This is a genomic window from Agrococcus beijingensis (genome assembly GCF_030758955.1).
GTDB classification, from domain to species: Bacteria; Actinomycetota; Actinomycetes; order Actinomycetales; family Microbacteriaceae; genus Agrococcus; species Agrococcus beijingensis.
The window spans coordinates 1059849-1077713 of record NZ_CP132360.1 but is presented as its reverse complement, the minus strand read 5'-3'; the positions used below and the strand labels follow the sequence as shown (position 1 = coordinate 1077713).

Below are 17865 nucleotides of genomic sequence, written 5' to 3'. Positions count from 1 at the left end.
GGCCGCTTGGGATGCGGAGGGCGGCGCGACGGGAATGGCGACGCAGCAGTGACCCACGCCCGGGACGGGCGTCGGCGCAGGGCGCAGGGCGCAGTGAGAGGCCAGCAATGGCCTCTCACCTCAAGCGCCCGCGCGTTGCCTGATGCGGGCGGTCAGCTCGGTGACCTGCGTGTAGACCGAGCGACGCTCCTGCATCAGCTTCTCGATCTTCTTGTTCGCGTACATGACCGTGGTGTGGTCGCGGTTGCCGAACAGCTGGCCGATCTTCGGCAGTGACATGCTCGTCATCTCGCGGCAGAGGTACATGGCGATCTGCCGGGCGAGCGCGATCGTCTGCGACCGCGACGAGCCGTGCAGGTCGTCGACCGAGAGCCGGAAGTAGGCGGCGGTGTGGCTGATGATGTCGCTCGGCGACACCACCGCCTCCTCGTCGAACGAGAAGAGGTCCTTCAGCACCGTCTGGGCCAGCTCCATCGTGACGGGCAGCCGGTTGAGGCTCGCGAAGGCTGTCACGCGGATCAGCGTGCCCTCGAGCTCGCGGATGTTCGACTGCACCTTGTCGGCGATGACCGAGAGCACCTCCGGCGGGATCTGGATGCGCTCGGCCTCGGCCTTCTTGCGCAGGATCGCGATGCGGGTCTCGAGGTCGGGCGCGGTGACGTCGGTGATCAGCCCCCACTCGAAGCGGCTCACCATGCGGGCCTCGAAGCCCTGCAGGTGCTTGGGCGCCACATCCGACGTGATGACGACCTGCTTGTTGTGGTCGTGCAGCGTGTTGAAGGTGTGGAAGAACGCCTCCTGCGTCGACTCCTTGCCGCGCAGGAACTGGATGTCGTCGATGAGCAGCACGTCGACCTCGCGGTAGCGCTGCTGGAAGGACTGGTTCAGGTTGTTGGCGATCGAGTTGATGAAGTCGTTCGTGAACTCCTCGCTCGAGACGTACCGCACCTGGATGCCGGGGTACATGCCCTCGGCGTAGTGCCCGATCGCATGCAGCAGGTGCGTCTTCCCGAGGCCGGAGTCGCCGTAGATGAACAGCGGGTTGTAGGCCTTGGCCGGCGTCTCGGCGACGGCGAGGGCCGCGGCGTGCGCGAAGCGGTTCGATCCGCCGATGACGAAGTTCTCGAAGACGTACTTCGGGTTGAGCCGCGAGTCGACACGCCGTGCCGACGAGTCGGAGCTGTCGCGCTCGTAGCTCTGCACCGGTGCGACGACGGGCTCGGCCCGCGGATCATCGATGACATCGGGCAGCGGCTCGCGGTCGAGCTGCGGGTTCACGACGATCTTGAAGGAGGAGATCTCCACAGCGTTCTCCACAAGCGCCTCGGTGATCGGCGAGCGCAGCCGCTGCTCCAGCATGTCGCGGGTGAGGTCGTTCGGAACCTCGAGGTAGAGCACGCCGGCCATGTCGCCCTGCGGCTCCACGAGGTCGAGGAATCCGCGCAACGACGGGGGAATCCGGCTGTCCCCCTCGAGCGTGGAGAGCACGGAGGACCAGAGCTGTCCGGTTCGGTCGTCCGGGGCCATAGGTATGCGGTTCCTCTGTGCAGGCGGTGCTGGGGTGCGTCTTTCCACACCATTATCCACATGTGCTGTGGGTGATGTGGTGCGGTCGCTGCGGTGATCCCCGGGCACCTGCCGCGGCGCGGATTCCACGAGTCTGCACGCATAGCGCATTGCTTGCAAGTCCTGCTGTCATGAGCTCGGCGTGGCGGCATCGGGCACCTCGCGCCGTTGACCGGAGGCTGAGTCTCGCGTATGGTTGTCAGGTTGCCGCGCCCGTCGTGCGGCGCATCGGCGAGCCTGCCAGCTCGGCCACCACATCTTGCGGCGCAATCGCGCCGGACCACGGGAGATTCACCATGAGCAAGCGCACGTTCCAGCCGAACAACCGCCGTCGCGCCAAGAAGCACGGCTTCCGCCTCCGCATGCGCACGCGTGCCGGCCGCTCGATCCTGGCCGCACGCCGCGCCAAGGGTCGCACCGAGCTCTCGGCGTAGACCCAGGCGGTGCTCGCGAAGGCGAACCGGATCGTGCACGGCGGTGACTTCCGTCGCATCGTGCGCACCGGTCGCCGCGCGGGCGGACCCCTCGCGGTGGTGCATCGCGCGCAACCCGAAGCGGCAGTCGCCCGCTTCGGGTTCATCGTGTCGAAGCAGGTGGGCAACGCTGTCGTCCGCAACCGCGTGAAGCGGAGGCTGAGCGAGATCGTGCGCGAGGAGCTGCCGACGATCGAGGCGACCGACATCGTGATCCGAGCGCTCCCGGCGGCCGGGAAGGCCGACTTCGCTACACTGAAGGCCGGCATCGCGCCGCTGCTGGAGCAACGATCATGAGTGAGGGCCTGCTGAGGCTGGGACTGGTTCCTCGCAACATCTGCGTCGCGATCCTCGTCGTCTACCGAGCGGTGATCTCACCGCTCTACGGCGACGTGTGCCGCTACTACCCCAGCTGCTCGTCGTTCGCCCTCCAGGCGATCCAGCAGCACGGTGCAGTGCGCGGCATCTGGTTGGGCGCTCGACGCATCCTGCGCTGCCACCCGTGGGCGGCCGGCGGAGTGGACGACATCCCTGAACCGCGGTCGCGGTTCGCAACGACTCGAGCGGGGTTCGTCCTCGCCCGCAAGGAGCAGTGACAGCTTGGACATCTTCGCCCTGCTGATGTGGCCCATCAAGTGGGTCATCGAGGCGATCCTCGTCGGTTTCCACTGGATCGTGACGTCGCTCGGCGGCGATCCTGGATCCGGGTTGACCTGGGTGCTCTCGATCGTCGGGCTCGTGCTCGTGATCCGCAGCGCCATGATCCCGCTCACGGTCCGGCAGATCGTCTCGTCGCGGAAGTCGCTCGAGATCCAGCCCGAGATCCAGCGGATCCAGAAGAAGTACAAGGGCAAGAAGGATCAGTTCTCGCGCGAGGCCATGCAGCGCGAGACCATGGAGGCCTACCGCAAGGCCGGCACGAACCCCTTCGCGTCCTGCCTCCCGCTGCTCATCCAGATGCCGATCTTCCTCGGTCTGGTGCAGGTGCTGACCGACGCGAACAACCGCAAGCCGGGTGTGGGCCTGCTCACGCAGGACCTCGCGATCAAGTTCAGCGAGTCGACGCTGTTCGACGTGGTGCCGCTGCACATGACGATGCAGGCCGGCTTCGAAGAAGCCAATGTGCCGGTCATCATCACGTCGATCGTGCTGACGCTGATCATGTGCGCCACGCAGTTCTACACGCAGCTGCAGATCATGACGAAGAACCAGACGCCGGCGATGAAGGAGTCGCCGATGTACAAGCAGCAGCGCGTGCTGCTGTACATCATCCCGGTGTTCCTGCTCGTCTCGGCCTGGCTCTTCCCGCTCGGCACGATGTTCTACTGGCTCGTCTCCAACATCTACACGCTCGTGCAGCAGCTCATCATCATCAGCAAGCTCCCGACTCCCGGCTCCGAGGCGGCTCTGGCCCGCGAGGCGCGCATGGCGCGCAAGCGGCAGCGGATGGGTCTGCCGCCGGCCGACGAGGCGGTCGCGGTTGAGACGCAGGCCGAGATCGATCTTCGGACGCAGCGGCAGCAGCCGCGCTCCAAGAAGCCCAAGTCCAAGCGAGAGGACGACTGATGACCGAGCAGCAGGCGGCAGCAGAGACCGACGCGACGCCCGATGAGGGCGAGGTGGCCGCGGACTACATCGAGGCGCTGCTCGACATCGCCGACTTCGACGGCGACATCGAGATCGAGCAGACCGAGATGCGCACGACCATCGTGGTCGGCGAGGCCGGCGACGATCTGGGCGACCTCTCGAAGCCCGACGTCGTCGCGGCGCTCCAGGAGCTGACGCGCCTGGCCGTGCAGCAGCAGACCGGCGAGTTCTCGAGGCTGGTGCTCGACGTCGCGGGTTCACGGGATGCCCGCGCCGCGCAGCTGCAGGTCGTCGTCGACGAGGCTGCTGCCGCGATCGCGGACGGTGCCGACCGTGTGCCGCTGCAGCCGATGTCGTCGTATGAGCGCAAGATCGTGCACGACCTCGTGCGCGATCACGGGCTGGCGAGCGACTCGGAGGGCGAGGGCGCCGACCGCCACATCGTGATCGTTGCCGCATCGTCGTGACCGACGGCACTCCCACGCCGGTCGAGCCTTCGGCGCCGTTCGACCCGCTTGCGTCGTTCGACCCGGTTGCGCCGGTCGAGCAAGGTGCAGCGGTCGAGCCTGCCGTAGTCGTCGAGCCTGAGCCGGCGATCGCAGGGCGGCTGTTCGGGGCACGGATCGAGCTCGCCCGATCGTTCACCGCATCGCTCGCGGCGCAGGGCGAGACCCTCGGTCTGATCGGACCTCGCGAGCTGCCGCAGCTCTGGTCTCGACATATCCTCAACTCTGCTCTGGTGGCTCCCCTCTTGCACGGTCGTGTCGGCGACGTCGGATCTGGCGCCGGGCTACCCGGTCTCGTGCTGGCGATCGCGCGCCCCGACGTCGAGATGACGCTCATCGAGCCGATGGAGCGTCGCACCGACTGGCTGCAGTCCGAGGTCGACCGCCTGGGGCTCGACAACGTGCAGGTGGTCCGGGCACGAGCGGAGGATCTGCCGGGCAGCGGCCTGCTCCTCCCCCTCGATCAGGTGACCGCCCGTGCGGTCTCCGCGCTGCGCACGCTGGTGCCGCTGACCGCTCCCCTGCTCCGCAGCGGCGGCGAGCTGCTGCTCATGAAGGGCGGCCGAGCACAGGACGAGATCGCTGCGGCGTCGAAGGTGCTCCGGAAGCACCGGGTGTCGTCGATCGAGGTGCTGGAGCTCGGCGCTGAGCACGGCCTCGAGATCACCCGGGTCGTGCGCGCCATCGTCGACCCTTGATTGCCGCGGTCCCTGAGCCAGGGAGCGCTGCACGCTGGACTGGGGCGCTGCGAGCTGGACTGCTGACCTTCGGTCGCTTCAGCGGACGAGTGGCGGTCTGAGGCGTCGGCGTGGTGCGCGAGCCGCGTGCGACGCGAGGATCCGGCTCCGTGCCGTTCGCCAGCATTCCGTCAGGGGTGTCGCCCCGCGCCACCGCGTTGCGGCAGGCGCGGTGGGCGCGCATTGCCGATGCAGGAGTGCGTCGACTGCGTGGTGAACGCGGGTCAGGCGGGCATCGCATGTGATTCGCTGCTGATGTTCCACGTGAAACATGGCGCTGGCGGTCGCTGCAGCCAGCCAGCATGCTGCGCGACAGCTGCGCGAGGCGTTCCCCGGGCACCTCGCTGTCGAGCTGCCGGATGCACATGCTGGCCGCGAACCCTGCCGCCCGTGCCGCTTCGTGGAGACGCACGCTATCCGCAGGCCAGCTTTCCAGCGGGTCGCCGCGGATGTTCCACGTGAAACACAGGCGCCGAGCAGCGTCGCTCCTTGCATGTTGCACGTGAAGCATCACTGCTGTTGTCGGCGCGCCGCCGCCAGCGCGGTGCGGCAGCCCGTTGCGCTGATGGGATCCGGTGTTCCACGTGAAACATTCCAGATCGCGATCACATCAGTCGGCGGTCGGCAGGGATCACTCGTGGCCGGAGTTGCTGCGCTCGATGGAGGCATGCGCTGATCGCGAGGGAGGCACGCGCTGACGGCGCAGCTTCAGAATCCGCGAGTTTGACCCTCGCGTCGCCGAGTGCTGCGCACCCGCGCCGGGCCGAGCGAGCTAGCGATCGCGAAAGGGCGGCCGCACTGCGGCGAACATCTATCTCCCTGGGCGCCGCCACGGTGCACGCCTGAGCAGCTCGCGTCGAGCAAGCGACACCTTCGACGCTGATGCGCGCGTCTCCATGAGGTTGCGGTGCTGCTGCTCATCACCGCAGCTGTGCCGGTCGCCGTGGGTGGTGCATACCGCATTCCGTGTTTCACGTGAAACACGGCCGAACTGGCGCGGTGGCGTTGAGTCCGCCTGGGCCCGCTCCAGGTGGTGGCGATCAGACAATCCCTCAAAACGAGGCGCGAGGAGCGCGGACGAGGGCTCGGCTCCCTGTTCCTGGTCGAGCCCGCCGGGTGCGGGCGTGCGCAGTGCCTGTGGAGAAATGTGCATAACTGCTGAAGCCTGGCCAAGCCTGAGGGTCGCAGAACGGCGTGACGAATGGCCCAGTTTCCGCGTGATCCCGCGGATTATGAGCCACTAGGCCAGGGCTTCAGGCTCACCTCGAGGTGCAGGGACACGCCGACGAGTTATCCACATGGCTGTGGACAACGGTGTGTAGGTGAAACAAGGCCGGACAGGCACGAGCAACTCTCGACTTTGCAATCGGGCCTGCAGGCGCCAGACTGGGAGCCGGTTCAGGACCGTCGTCGCGCTGCGCAAAGCCGCGATGTTCCACGTGAAACATCGATAGGAAGGCACGCGTGACCACGGGAAAGTTCGACACGACCCCGATCGCCCGCGAGCTCGCGGCGATGGCGCGCCGACGGCAGGCGCTCTCATCGGCCGAGCTGCCGTTGCCGGCGCGAACCCGCATCTTCACGGTGGTGAACCAGAAGGGCGGCGTGGGCAAGACCACCAGTGCTGTGAACATCGCGGCCGCACTGGCGCAGGCCGGGGCGCGCGTGCTGGTGATCGACCTCGACCCGCAGGGCAACGCATCCACCGCCCTCGGCATCGATCACCACGCCGACGTGATCAGCACCTATGACGTGCTCATCGACGGCGACCCGCTCGCCGACGCGATCGCAGTGAGCCCGCAGAGCGACCGCCTGCAGGTCGTCCCCTCGACCATCCACCTCGCGGGAGCCGATCTCGAGCTGGCCGTCATGGAGCGCCGGGAGCACCGACTGCGCGAGGCGCTCGACGGGTTCCTGAACGGCCACAAGGAGCCGCCGCACTACGTCTTCATCGACTGCCCACCATCGCTGGGCCTGCTGACGATCAACGCATTCACCGCCGCCACGGAAGTGCTGCTGCCGATCCAGTGCGAGTACTACGCGCTCGAGGGCGTCTCGCAGCTGCTCGACACCATCAATCGCATCAAGGCGCACCTGAACCCCAAGCTCGACCTCTCGACCGTGCTGCTGACGATGTTCGACGGCCGCACGCTGCTGTCGCGGCAGGTGGTCGACGAGGTGCGCGAGCACTTCGCCGACGAGACGCTCGAGGCGGTCATCCCGCGCTCGGTGCGCGTCTCGGAAGCGCCTGGCTACGGGCAGACCGTGATCGCCTATGACCCCAACAGCCCCGGTGCGCTCTCGTATCGCGAGGCAGCCGCAGAGATCGCACGCAGAGGAGCGGCATGAGCAAGAAGGCAGGACTGGGACGAGGCATCGGTGCGCTCATCCCGACCGGTCCCGCACCCACCGAGACCGCCGAGCCCACCGACCCGAGGGATGACGCCGCTGCGTCGACCGCTGCGCCGGCGACACGTCGCCGGCGAGCACCGAAGGCCGGGAGCCGGCCGGTCGACGTCTTCTTCTCGGGAGAGCAGGACGAGCACGAGCTGCTGGAGATCCCGGGGGCGAGCTTCGCCGCCATCGCTCCCTCGGAGATCCGGCCCAACGCCAGCCAGCCGCGCACCGCGTTCGACGAGGACGACCTGGCCGAGCTGGAGCACTCGATCCGCGAGTTCGGCGTGCTGCAGCCCATCGTGGTGCGCCCGGTGGAGCCGGCCGCCGACGGCACGCGCTACGAGCTCATCATGGGGGAGCGGCGCTGGCGCGCCACCCAGCGGGCTGGCCTCGAGACCATCCCCGCGGTCATCAAGGACACGCCGGACGACGCGATGCTGCGCGATGCGCTGCTCGAGAACCTCCATCGCGCCCAGCTGAACCCGCTCGAGGAGGCCTCCGCCTATCAGCAGCTGATGGAGGACTTCGCGATCACCCAGGACGAGCTGTCGAAGCGCATCGGCCGCAGCCGGCCGCAGATCTCGAACACGATCCGGCTGCTGAAGCTCCCCGAGCCGATCCAGACGCGCGTGGCGAGCGGGGTGCTCTCCGCGGGCCACGCCCGAGCGATCCTCTCGCTGCCGACGCCCGAGGCGATGGAGCAGCTGGCAGCGAAGATCATCAATGAGGATCTCTCAGTGCGTGCGGCGGAGGCTGCCGCGGGCCTCGTGCAGACGCGCAGCCCCCGCAAGGCGCCGACCAAGGGCGCGGTCCAGCACGGGCTCGATGAGATCGCCACGCGGCTCGAGGACAGGCTCGACACCCGCGTGCGCATCGCGCTCGGCCGCTCGAAGGGTCAGCTGACCATCGACTTCGCCACGGTGGGCGACCTCAACCGCATCCTCGGGCAGCTGGGGGAGCAGGGCTTCAGCGGCGGTGCGGAGCCGACCGACGACTGACCGATGCGTGCAGAAGGGCCCGGTGGACGCATCCACCGGGCCCTTCTCGTGTCAGGTCAGATCACAGGAACGCTGCGAGCTCCTGCTCGATGGCGGGCTTCGGGCGCGCGCCGATCATCTCCTTGACGATCTCGCCGTTCTGGAAGACCTTCATCGCCGGGATCGACGTGATGTTGTAGCGCATGGCGAGCTCGGGCTCCTGGTCGACGTTCACCTTGACGACGTCGAGCTTCTCGGTCTCGTTGTCGATCGCCTCCAGGATGGGGCTGACCGCGCGGCACGGACCGCACCAGGCGGCCCAGAAGTCGACGACGACGGGCTTGTCGGACTTCAGCACGTCCTGCTCGAACGATGCGGTGGTGACTTCCTTCACAGTGCTGCCTCCTCGGGGCTGGTGACGAGGGCCGGCACGGCGTACGCGGCCAAGTAGTGCTGGGCGTCGAGCGCGGCGACCGTGCCGGACGCTGCGGCGGTGACGGCCTGGCGGTAGATGGGGTCGGTGACGTCGCCGGCGGCGAAGACACCGGGCACCGAGGTGCGCGACGAGCGGCCCTCGACGGCGATCGTGCCCTCAGGCGTGAAGTCGAGCTTCCCGTGCACGAGGTGCGTGCGCGGGTCGGAGCCGATCGCGACGAAGACGCCGTCGACCGGCATCTCCCAGACCTGGCCCGACGTGGTGTCGCGCAGCGTGACGCCACTGACCTGCTGCGTGCCGTTGATCTCGGAGCCGTTGATCTCCTCGACGACCGCGTTCATGAGGAACTCGATCTTCTCGTCGGCGCGGGCGCGGTCGAGCATGACCTCGCTGGCGCGGAACGACTCGGAGCGGTGCACGATGGTGACCTTGTCGGCGAACTTCGTCAGGAAGGTCGCCTCCTCCATGGCCGAGTCGCCGCCGCCGACCACGATGAGCTGCTTCTGCTTGAAGAAGAACCCGTCGCAGGTCGCGCACCAGGAGACGCCGTGGCCAGAGAGGGGCTCCTCGCCGGCGATGCCGAGCTTGCGGTAGGCCGACCCCGTCGCGTAGATGACGGTGCGCGCCTCGAGCACCTCGTCGCCCACGTACACCCGCTTCACGTCGCCGTCGAGCTCGAGCTCGGTGGCATCCTGCATGCGCACGTCGGCGCCGAAGCGCTCGGCCTGCTGCTGCATCGCGAACATGAGTTCGGGGCCCTGCACGCCGTTCGGGAAGCCGGGGAAGTTCTCGACCTCGGTGGTGGTCATGAGGTCGCCGCCCATCTCGACGCTCGAGGCCAGGACGACCGGCTTCAGGTTCGCGCGCGCCGCGTAGATGGCGGCGGTGAAGCCCGCGGGGCCGGAGCCGATGATGATGACGTCGTGCACAGGATCTCCTGTTCGATGGGATGCGTCCGGAACAACCGATTCTAGGCGGCGGGCATTCCCGCCGGCCCCGCCGGGCTGACCACGGTCAGCAGGTCGCCGGTGGCCGCATCGACCACGATGACGCCCTCCCGGGGCCATTCCGGCGTGCGCCGCACCACCGGATGCTCGACACGGGCGCGCCGGCGACGGTCCCACGAGTCGATGACGCGGGCGGATGTGGCATCGACCATGAGCACGGCCGGATGCGCGTGCGCGAGCGACGACGACGCATCCGACGACCACCAGCCCTCGAACGCGAGCGGACGGCCGGGCGGCTCGATCTCGCGCAGCTGCGCGCGATCCCTGGCGAGCGATGCGCCGATGATGGCGCCGATGCCGGCGGCGGCACCGACGATCAGCGGCGCGGCGATGCGGACGAGCTGGCCAGCCATGCGATGCCCCCTCCGAGCAGTGCGGTGCCGCCCACCCTAGACGCCGTGCATGTGCATCGTCGGTGGATCAGACGGGCTCCTTGGGGAGGTCCGGGTCGGCCTCGCGGCGGCCGCCCTTGACCTTCGCGACGAGGATGTCGATCGTCGACCGGAAGTCGGGGTTGCGGGTGATGTACAGCAGCCCGAAGTAGATGACGGCCATCACGGCGCCCGCGATGACGCAGGTGAGGATCGCCGTCCAGACGAACTGCGTGCCGAATCCATCGGCTCGGTAGCCGCCGAGCGCGAACGTGGCACCGACGCCGCCGGCCGCCGCGACGAGGCCGTAGGCGAGGTACTGCAGGTGCCGCAGGCCGATGAGCTTGAAGCCGAACTGCCCGATCTTGCGGCGCACGAGCACGAGCCAGACAGCGCACGAGATGAGGTTGGCGATCGAGACGGCGAGCGCCGTGCCGGCGATCACCCAGTTGCCGGGCAGCGTCGACGCCCACCAGAGCAGCCCGAAGGTGATGAACATGCCCACGCACGCGTAGACGAAGGCCGTGCGGGTGTCGCCGAGGGCGAAGAAGACCCGCTGCAGCACGAACTCGGCGCTGAAGGCGACCAGGCAGATCAGGAACGCCCAGATGGTGAACGGCATCGCCAGGGTCGGATCGAACCCACCCTCGAGGATGCGCGAGAACGGCACGGCGACGACGGCCAGCACCAGCGCCGAGATGGTCGTGAGCATGCCCACCGAGCGGAGCGCGCTCGAGACGTCCTGCCGGATGCCGGAGAGGTCGTCGCGGGTGGCGTGGTGCGACATGCGGGTGAAGAACGCGATCGCGATCGAGACGGCGATGATCGAGTGCGGCAGCGAGAAGACGTACCAGGAGTTCTGCATCGTGGCGATGTTGGCGCCCTCGCCCAGCGATGCGACGCGCGACTGCACGATGCCCTTGATCTGGCCGATGATGACGATGCCGAACAGCCAGCTGGCGGCGATGCCCGTCGCGCCGAGCCCGACGCCTCGCCAGCGGAAGTCGAGCGTGAACCTCAGCCCCGTCTTGCGGAAGAACAGCACGAGCACGATCGCCTGCACGGCCACACCACCGGTCGTGACGGCGCCGAGCAGCGCGATGCGATCCCAGTCCCACACCTCGAGCTGGCGGTTGATCTTGTCGTTGCCGAACAGCAGGATGAACAGCCCGAGGCCGGCGATCGACACCAGGTTGTTGACGACCGGGGCCCAGGTGTAGGGACCGAACTGGCTGCGCGCGTTGTAGATCTCGCCGAGCAGCGTGTAGATCGCGTAGAAGAGGATCTGCGGCATGCACCAGTAGGCGAGCGCGACGGCGAGGTCGAGCTGCTCGGCGCCGAAGCCTCGGCCGTCGGCGCCCGCGCTCACCGCGTAGATGTCGACGAGCTGCGGCGCGAGGAGCGTCGCGACCACGGTCAGCAGCAGGAAGACGGTGCCGCCGAGCGTGACGATCTTCGAGACGTAGGCCTCGCCGCCATCGGCGCCCCTCGACGCCTTGACGATCTGCGGCACCAGCACGGCGCTCATCACGCCGCCGGCGACGAGCGCGTAGACGTTGTTCGGCAGCTGGTTCGCCATGCCGAACGCCTCGGCGGCCAGCGAGCTCGACTGGCCGATGGCGACGGCGAGCAGCACCATCTTGGCGAACCCGAGCAGCCTCGAGACCATCGTGCCGGCTGCGATGATCGCGCTCGCCTTGCCTGTGCTCACTCGGGATCCCCCTGCTCGCGGTGCTCCTCAGGGGTGTCGAGGTCACCATGCGCCTTGCCGAGCCTGCGCTTGCGCACGGAGCGCCAGATGCCGAACCCGAGCAGCAGCACGATGGCGCTGCCGAGCACCCAGGCTACGGCCACCTCGATCGTCGGCTGCGCGCTGACCCGCAGCGTCTGGATCTGGCCGAGCGGCACCCCGTCGGGCGTGTGCAGCTGGGCGATGAGCAGCACGGTGCCGGTGCCGACGATGTCGACCGGCACCTGCACGCGCTGCTGGCTGCCCGCGGGCACCACGATCGTGGTGCTGGGCTCGCGCACCGTCATCAGCGCGTTCGACGCGCGCACCGTCAGCACGACCTCGGCAGCCTCGTCGAGCTGGTTGGTGATGGTGATGGGCATCGGCACGCGCTCGCCGACCGCCTGGATCTCGCTTCCGCCGACGATCTGCACGCCGTTGCGCAGCACGGTCATGGCGCTGCCGAGGCCGTCGATCGCGGCGCGGTCGGCGTCGGTGACCCGCCGGCCGGCGTCGGGCAGCGCGGCCAGCAGCGACAGCCGCAGCTCGGCGAGCAGCGTCGAGGGGTCGGCGACGATGCTCGCGACCCGCGCGACCTCCTGCTCGTGCGCGAGCGCCTGCTGCACGAAGACCGCCCCCTCGACCCGCGACGGGTCCTCGAGGGGCGAGAGCTCGGCGGGGCGGGACTCGGCCTCGAGCGCCGCGTCGATGCCGACGGTGTCGACGAAGCGGGCGGATGCGAGATCGGCGAGGGTCTCGATGCTCGCGCCCTGCGTCGTGGCAGGCAGCACCGCGGCGAGCGTGCGTGGATCGCTGGGGCGCTCGCGGGTGATCGTCGCGAGCAGCGCCATGAGCTCGGCGCGCGCCTCGGAGGCCTCGACGGCGTCGGCGGAGGCGGCGTCGCCCACGGCGCGCTGCACCTCGGCGTCGGCGGCGAGCACCTCGACCCCGGCGACCTCGATGTGCGCGCCGGGGGTGCGGCCGCCGATCTGCTCGTCGAGGTTGCCGGTCGACAGCACCACGGTGCCGATGCCCGAGAGCGCAACGAGGTCGTCCTGGTTCATCACGGCCGAGGTGGCGTCGATCACGGGCCGGCGCGAGCCGACCACGCCGGCCGAGGGGGCGAGCGGTGAGCCGTCGGCGATCGGGATGCCGAGCGGCTCGACCGGGTACAGGCCCGCGCGCACCAGCGCGATCGGGTCGGCGTTGGCGTAGAGCAGCGGGTAGGCGGAGGGCGTGTCTGCGGCATCGAGCCACGCGCTCGCGGCAGCCGGCGCCTCCTGGCCGAGCGCAGCGGCGCTCGCGCCGAAGGCGGGGTCGACGCCGACCGTCGCACCGGCTGCCAGGGCGGCGTCGAGCGTGGTGCGCGCGAGCCCGCGGGGCCCGGTGGCGGCGGCCAGGTCGTCGGCAGCCAGCAGCCCGCTCTCCTCGACCGGGGCGTCGATGGGCGCGGCGAGCGCGAGCCTGGTGGGGCTCGACTCGCCCGGCTCGTCGCGCACGACGACGCTCGTCGCCCCGCTCATGCTCGGCGCGGACGCGGCGATCCCGTAGGCGCCCCACGGCGTCCCGTCGAGACCCAGCGCATCCGCCTCGACGGTCACCGTGACGGTCTCCTGCTCGAGCGCAGCGACCTCGGGCAGCTCGACGGTCGCGATGCTGCGGTTCGCGGCGATGGCCTGGCCGTCGAACCAGCGGGTGAGGGCGTAGCGGGTGGCGATGGGAGCGGTCGTCAGCAGCACGTCGACCGTCGTGGCGGGCGAGGCGGTGGCCGAGGCGTTGTCGATCGTCACCTGGAGCACGAGCCGCTCGCCCTCGCTGAGCAGCGGGTCGACGGGTGCGATGGAGAGCTCCCCATCGCTCGCCGGAGCGATGGCGGCCTGCGCCCGATCGGCGCCGGCGAGCGGGGCTGCGAGCAGTGCCGTCGCGACAGCAGCGGCGGCGCACGCTGTCGCGCGCCGTCGCGCCAGGCGACCTGCCGACAGCATGCGCTCAGTGTAGAGACTGCCTTCATGAGCGGGCCTCGCGGGTCCGGCGCCGGACGGCGGCGGGCGGTGCGGCACAATGGTCGGTCGTGAACGTGATGGGGGAGGCGACCGCGCGGCTGCACGCGCTCGTGGAGTCGGCGCCTGCGAAGCCGCTCGCCGACGCGTTCGCGGCGGCGGGGCACGAGCTGGCGCTCGTGGGCGGACCGGTGCGCGACGCGTTCCTCGACCGGCCGGTGACCGACCTCGACTTCACCACCAGCGCCCGCCCCGACGAGATCCTGGCGCTCGTGTCGCCGCTCGCCGACGCCACCTGGGATGTCGGCCGCGAGTTCGGCACCATCGCCGCGCGCATCGGCGGCGAGACGATCGAGATCACCACCTACCGCGCCGATCAGTACGACGGCGTCTCGCGCAAGCCGCAGGTGGCGTTCGGCGACAGCCTCGAGCTCGACCTCGAGCGGCGCGACTTCACCGTGAACGCGCTGGCGCTGCGCATCACGCCCCGTCGGGGCACGACGGATGCGGTGCCGCAGCTCGTCGACGTCGGTGGCGGTCTCGAGCACCTGCTGCAGGGCGTGCTCGACACCCCGATGGCGCCGGAGCGCTCCTTCGACGACGACCCGCTGCGCATGATGCGCGCCGCGCGCTTCGCCGCCCAGCTGGGCTTCGACGTGGCACCCCGGGTCGTGACGGCCATGACCGATCTCGCGGAGCGCATCCGCGACATCTCCGCGGAGCGGGTGCGCGACGAGCTGACGAAGCTGCTGCTGACGCGCAGCCCGGTGCCGGGCGTGCGGCTGCTGACCGACACGGGCATCCTCGACCGGGTGCTGCCCGAGGTGCCGGCGCTGCGGCTCGAGGCCGACGAGCACGCGCACCACAAGGACGTCTACGAGCACTCGCTGACCGTGCTGCAGCAGGGCATCGACCTCGAGGCGTCGCGGAATCCGGATGCGTCGCCAGACCTGGTCTCGCGGCTCGCGGGGCTGCTCCATGACATCGGCAAGCCGGCGACGCGCCGCATCGAGGGCCGCACGGTCACCTTCCACCAGCACGACCTGGTGGGCGCGCGGCTGGCGAGGCAGCGGCTGAAGGCGCTGCGCTTCGACAACGACACGGTGAAGGCGGTCGCGCGGCTGGTCGAGCTGCACCTGCGCTTCTACGGCTACGGCGAGCAGGCCTGGACCGACTCGGCCGTGCGGCGCTACGTGCGCGACGCAGGCCCGCTGCTCGAGCGGCTGCACATCCTCACGCGCTCCGACGTGACGACCCGCAACCGGCGCAAGGCGGAGCGGCTCGACTTCGCCTACGACGACCTCGAGCAGCGCATCGCCGAGCTGCGCGAGCAGGAGGAGATGGATGCGGTGCGTCCCGACCTCGACGGGGAGCAGATCATGGCGATCCTGGGCCTGCAGCCCGGCCGCGAGGTGGGCGAGGCCTACCGGATGCTGCTCGAGCAGCGGCTCGAGCACGGCCCGCTCGGCGCCGAGCGCGCCGAGACGGTGCTGCGCGACTGGTGGGCCGCCCGCGGCGCCTAGCATCGGGGCATGATCGACCCCGAGGGCGCCCGTCCCGCCGAAGCCCGTCCCGACGAAGCCCGGCCCGACGACGGCTGGGCCGGCCCCGAGGTGCCGCACGCGCCCTTCGAGGTCGTGCTGCAGCTGCCGGTCGACGACGCGCACGACCGGCTGCTCGCCGCGCTGCGGGCGGAGCGGCTGGTGGGCCTGGTGCTGCGCGACGCCTCAGCCGAGAGCGTCGGCATCCTCTCGGGCGCGATCCTGACCGACGTCTCGGGCCTGGCCATGGTGGCTGGCGAGGAGGGGCTCGAGGCCGGGCTCGCCCTCGACACGATCGCGGCTCGGCTGAGCCGCGTGCTGGGCGCCGCGGTGCAGCTGACGGCGCTGTCGGCGACCGGCGAGCCGATGGGCGACGTGGCGATGTCGGTGCCGCTCGACTTCGACCCGGAGCTGGCGATGGAGTCGAGGTCGGCGTCGCTGCTGGAGGCGCCGACGCTCGTCGCGTCGCTCGTGCCGCTGGCAGCCGATCGTCTGGCGCCGCGACTGCCCGAGCTCGCGCTCGGCGCCGGCGGCCGCACCACGCTGGTGCCGGCGGCGGAGCGGTCGATCGTGGTGACCGAGGGCGCGAGCTTCCCGCAGTGGACGAAGGACCTCCGACCGGTCGTGGCGATGATCCAGCGCGACGACCGGCTCGAGCTGCTCGCGTGGCTGCGCCGCCCCGTCGGGCGCAGGCGCACGCTGGGTGAGCGGCTCGGGCCGATGCAGGCCGACTGGGCGCTCGCGTGGGAGACGCGGCCAATCGGCATCGTGCCGGACGACGCGCGCGACCCCGCGGCGGCCGCGGCGCTGCGGGCGCAGGACCGGCTGCGGGTGCGCTCGCCCATGACGGTGCCCGACGAGCTGCTGGCCGAGCTGGGCCTGGGCGACGAGCACCGCACGGCGCTAGAGCAGCTCTGGCTCGACGACTTCCCGGCGGTCACGGCCGACCGGCTGGCCGACGCCGTGGCGGCTCCGCAGCTGCTCGCCGCCCTCGCCTCGGGCCGGCTCGCGCCGGCAGCAGCACCCGCGGCCACGGTGCGCGAGCCGGCGTCGATCGGCCGCACCGTCGCCGCGTCGATGCGCCTGGCCGCCCGCCCGACCGGCGACGGGCGGTGGGCGCGCATGGAGCGCTGGTGGCTCGATCGGCCGCGGCTGTCGATCGGCGTCGGCATCGGCATGGTGCTGCTCGCCGCAGCGGCCATCGTCGCCGTGCAGCTGGTGCCCGAGCAGCTGGGCGTCGTCGAGCGCGGCCCCTGGTGGCACTACCTCGCCATGGCGCTGGTGGCCATCAACGGGGTCGCGACCATCGTGACGGGCGTGATCGGCCTGCGCACCGCATCCGACCCTCGACGATCGGGCGAGCGACTGCCCGCCGAGCCCGAGCCAGATCGGGATTGAGACTGGCACCTCGCCTGCGGTAGGATTGCCAGGTTGCGCTGGGTGAACCCGCGCACATGCATACCCTCCTGCTGCAGACCGTCTGCAGCCGTTCTAGTCCGAAGGAGGTGGGTGAAGCATGCAGCAGTACGAGCTGATGGTGATTCTCGACCCGGAGGTGGACGAGCGCTCTGTCGCACCGTCCCTCGACAAGTTCCTCAACGTCATCCGCAACGATGGCGGCACGATCGACAAGGTCGACATCTGGGGCCGACGTCGCCTGGCATACGAGATCGACAAGAAGACCGAGGGCATCTACGCCGTCGTCAACTTCTCGGCCGAGTCCAAGACCACCGATGAGCTGGACCGCCAGCTGGGCCTCTCCGAGGCCGTCATGCGCACCAAGGTGCTGCGTGCCGACACCGCCGTGGCGCAGACGGGCGACTCGCGTCGCCACGCCGAGGCCAAGGCAGCCCGGAAGGCGAATGCGCCCGCCGCTGCCGCCGCGCCGGCCGCTCCGGTGACCGCGACCCCCGCAGCCCCGGCAGCCGCTGAGGCGACCGCAGAGGTCGAGGCCGAGTAGCCATGGCTGGCGAGACGATCATCACGGTCGTCGGCAACCTGACTGCCGACCCGGAGCTGCGCTACACGCAGAACGGTCTCGCGGTGGCGAACTTCACGATCGCATCGACGCCGCGCACGTTCGACCGCGCGTCGAACGAGTGGAAGGACGGCGAAGCGCTGTTCCTCCGCGCGTCGGTGTGGCGCGAGTTCGCCGAGCACGTCTCGCAGAGCCTGTCGAAGGGCTCGCGCGTCATCGCGCAGGGTCGCCTGAAGCAGCGCTCGTTCGAGACGCAGCAGGGCGAGAAGCGCACGGTCATCGAGCTCGAGGTCGACGAGATCGGCCCCTCGCTCCGCTACGCGACGGCGCAGATCACGCGCACGACGGGCGGCGGCGCAGGCCGCAGCTCCGGTGGGCAGGGTGGCCAGGTCGGGCAGGGCGGCGGCTTCGGCCAGCCGCAGCAGGCCGCCGGTGAGCCGTGGGGCCAGCCGGCCGCGCAGCCCGCCTCCGGCGACGTGTGGGGCGCTCCCGGCACCTCCTACAACGACGAGACGCCCTTCTAGGCCTCTCGCACTCCAAGCATTCACGGGACGGCAGTC

The 17865-nt window shown here is 70.1% G+C and carries 18 protein-coding genes; 12 read left to right on the top strand and 6 right to left on the bottom strand.

Annotated features, from left to right (window positions below; all coding sequences use genetic code 11):
• Positions 1-120: 120 nt before the first annotated feature.
• Positions 121-1527 (bottom strand): chromosomal replication initiator protein DnaA, encoded by a 1407-nt coding sequence (gene dnaA, locus Q9250_RS05160; protein ID WP_306233519.1) that lies wholly within the window; start codon positions 1525-1527, stop codon positions 121-123.
• Positions 1528-1862: 335 nt separating this feature from the next.
• On the opposite strand from dnaA, the gene rpmH reads away from it, so the two are divergent.
• From rpmH to Q9250_RS05120, 8 genes are all read left to right on the top strand, one after another.
• Entirely contained in the window at positions 1863-2000 is a 138-nt protein-coding gene (rpmH, locus tag Q9250_RS05155; protein ID WP_055951440.1) for a 50S ribosomal protein L34, read from the top strand.
• A 9-nt stretch (positions 2001-2009) separates the two neighbouring features.
• Complete coding sequence (rnpA, locus tag Q9250_RS05150; RefSeq protein WP_306233518.1) at positions 2010-2336, top strand: ribonuclease P protein component; 327 nt, start codon at positions 2010-2012, stop codon at positions 2334-2336.
• Positions 2333-2635, top strand: a complete 303-nt coding sequence (gene yidD / locus Q9250_RS05145) for a membrane protein insertion efficiency factor YidD (protein ID WP_306233517.1) — start codon at positions 2333-2335, stop codon at positions 2633-2635. Before rnpA ends, yidD begins: the two co-directional genes overlap by 4 nt.
• 4 nt (positions 2636-2639) lie before the next feature.
• Positions 2640-3605 (top strand): membrane protein insertase YidC, encoded by a 966-nt coding sequence (gene yidC, locus Q9250_RS05140; RefSeq protein WP_306233516.1) that lies wholly within the window; start codon positions 2640-2642, stop codon positions 3603-3605.
• Positions 3605-4093, top strand: a complete 489-nt coding sequence (locus Q9250_RS05135) for a Jag family protein (protein ID WP_306233515.1) — start codon at positions 3605-3607, stop codon at positions 4091-4093. Before yidC ends, Q9250_RS05135 begins: the two co-directional genes overlap by 1 nt.
• Before the next feature lie 128 nt (positions 4094-4221).
• Positions 4222-4830: a 16S rRNA (guanine(527)-N(7))-methyltransferase RsmG gene (gene rsmG, locus Q9250_RS05130; protein WP_306233919.1), complete on the top strand. Its 609-nt coding sequence runs from the start codon at positions 4222-4224 to the stop codon at positions 4828-4830.
• A gap of 1554 nt (positions 4831-6384) precedes the next feature.
• Complete coding sequence (locus Q9250_RS05125) at positions 6385-7218, top strand: ParA family protein (protein ID WP_306233918.1); 834 nt, start codon at positions 6385-6387, stop codon at positions 7216-7218.
• The gene (locus tag Q9250_RS05120) at positions 7215-8264 is read left to right on the top strand and encodes a ParB/RepB/Spo0J family partition protein (protein WP_306233514.1); all 1050 of its coding nucleotides are present in this window, start codon (positions 7215-7217) and stop codon (positions 8262-8264) included. The genes Q9250_RS05125 and Q9250_RS05120 overlap by 4 nt, the downstream gene beginning before the upstream one ends.
• Before the next feature lie 61 nt (positions 8265-8325).
• On the opposite strand, the gene trxA is transcribed toward Q9250_RS05120, so the two are convergent.
• From trxA to Q9250_RS05095, 5 genes are all read right to left on the bottom strand, one after another.
• Positions 8326-8637 carry a thioredoxin gene (gene trxA / locus Q9250_RS05115; RefSeq protein ID WP_306233513.1) on the bottom strand — a complete coding sequence of 104 codons (312 nt, stop codon included), beginning with the start codon at positions 8635-8637 and terminating at the stop codon, positions 8326-8328.
• Positions 8634-9608 (bottom strand): thioredoxin-disulfide reductase, encoded by a 975-nt coding sequence (trxB, locus tag Q9250_RS05110; RefSeq protein ID WP_306233512.1) that lies wholly within the window; start codon positions 9606-9608, stop codon positions 8634-8636. The genes trxA and trxB overlap by 4 nt, the downstream gene beginning before the upstream one ends.
• A 41-nt stretch (positions 9609-9649) precedes the next feature.
• Positions 9650-10039 carry a hypothetical protein gene (locus tag Q9250_RS05105; protein WP_306233511.1) on the bottom strand — a complete coding sequence of 130 codons (390 nt, stop codon included), beginning with the start codon at positions 10037-10039 and terminating at the stop codon, positions 9650-9652.
• 67 nt (positions 10040-10106) lie between these two features.
• A complete protein-coding gene (gene murJ, locus Q9250_RS05100; protein ID WP_306233510.1) occupies positions 10107-11768 on the bottom strand; it encodes a murein biosynthesis integral membrane protein MurJ in 1662 nt (553 codons plus the stop codon).
• The gene (locus tag Q9250_RS05095) at positions 11765-13771 is read right to left on the bottom strand and encodes a DUF6049 family protein (protein ID WP_306233509.1); all 2007 of its coding nucleotides are present in this window, start codon (positions 13769-13771) and stop codon (positions 11765-11767) included. The genes murJ and Q9250_RS05095 overlap by 4 nt, the downstream gene beginning before the upstream one ends.
• A gap of 95 nt (positions 13772-13866) precedes the next feature.
• Between Q9250_RS05095 and Q9250_RS05090 the strand changes: the two genes are divergently transcribed.
• The 4 genes from Q9250_RS05090 to Q9250_RS05075 all read left to right on the top strand — a co-directional run bounded on the left by Q9250_RS05090 (position 13867) and on the right by Q9250_RS05075 (position 17829).
• The gene (locus Q9250_RS05090; protein WP_306233916.1) at positions 13867-15309 is read left to right on the top strand and encodes a CCA tRNA nucleotidyltransferase; all 1443 of its coding nucleotides are present in this window, start codon (positions 13867-13869) and stop codon (positions 15307-15309) included.
• A gap of 9 nt (positions 15310-15318) precedes the next feature.
• Entirely contained in the window at positions 15319-16725 is a 1407-nt protein-coding gene (locus Q9250_RS05085; RefSeq protein ID WP_306233508.1) for a hypothetical protein, read from the top strand.
• 118 nt (positions 16726-16843) lie between these two features.
• Positions 16844-17287, top strand: a complete 444-nt coding sequence (gene rpsF, locus Q9250_RS05080; protein WP_306233507.1) for a 30S ribosomal protein S6 — start codon at positions 16844-16846, stop codon at positions 17285-17287.
• A gap of 2 nt (positions 17288-17289) precedes the next feature.
• On the top strand, positions 17290-17829 hold the full coding sequence (locus Q9250_RS05075; protein WP_306233506.1) for a single-stranded DNA-binding protein: 540 nt from the start codon (positions 17290-17292) through the stop codon (positions 17827-17829).
• Positions 17830-17865 lie beyond the last annotated feature (36 nt).

Excerpts from the sequence above, each read along its gene's own strand:
- rpmH (WP_055951440.1), top strand. The coding sequence starts at position 1,863 with ATGAGCAAGCGCACGTTCCAGCCGAACAACCGCCGTCGCGCCAAGAAG.
- Q9250_RS05095 (WP_306233509.1), bottom strand. The coding sequence starts at position 13,771 with ATGCTGTCGGCAGGTCGCCTGGCGCGACGGCGCGCGACAGCGTGCGCC.
- Q9250_RS05085 (WP_306233508.1), top strand. The coding sequence starts at position 15,319 with ATGATCGACCCCGAGGGCGCCCGTCCCGCCGAAGCCCGTCCCGACGAA.
- Q9250_RS05105 (WP_306233511.1), bottom strand. The coding sequence starts at position 10,039 with ATGGCTGGCCAGCTCGTCCGCATCGCCGCGCCGCTGATCGTCGGTGCC.
- rpsF (WP_306233507.1), top strand. The coding sequence starts at position 16,844 with ATGCAGCAGTACGAGCTGATGGTGATTCTCGACCCGGAGGTGGACGAG.
- Q9250_RS05120 (WP_306233514.1), top strand. The coding sequence starts at position 7,215 with ATGAGCAAGAAGGCAGGACTGGGACGAGGCATCGGTGCGCTCATCCCG.
- Q9250_RS05075 (WP_306233506.1), top strand. The coding sequence starts at position 17,290 with ATGGCTGGCGAGACGATCATCACGGTCGTCGGCAACCTGACTGCCGAC.
- Q9250_RS05090 (WP_306233916.1), top strand. The coding sequence starts at position 13,867 with ATGGGGGAGGCGACCGCGCGGCTGCACGCGCTCGTGGAGTCGGCGCCT.
- yidD (WP_306233517.1), top strand. The coding sequence starts at position 2,333 with ATGAGTGAGGGCCTGCTGAGGCTGGGACTGGTTCCTCGCAACATCTGC.
- Q9250_RS05125 (WP_306233918.1), top strand. The coding sequence starts at position 6,385 with ATGGCGCGCCGACGGCAGGCGCTCTCATCGGCCGAGCTGCCGTTGCCG.
- Q9250_RS05135 (WP_306233515.1), top strand. The coding sequence starts at position 3,605 with ATGACCGAGCAGCAGGCGGCAGCAGAGACCGACGCGACGCCCGATGAG.
- dnaA (WP_306233519.1), bottom strand. The coding sequence starts at position 1,527 with ATGGCCCCGGACGACCGAACCGGACAGCTCTGGTCCTCCGTGCTCTCC.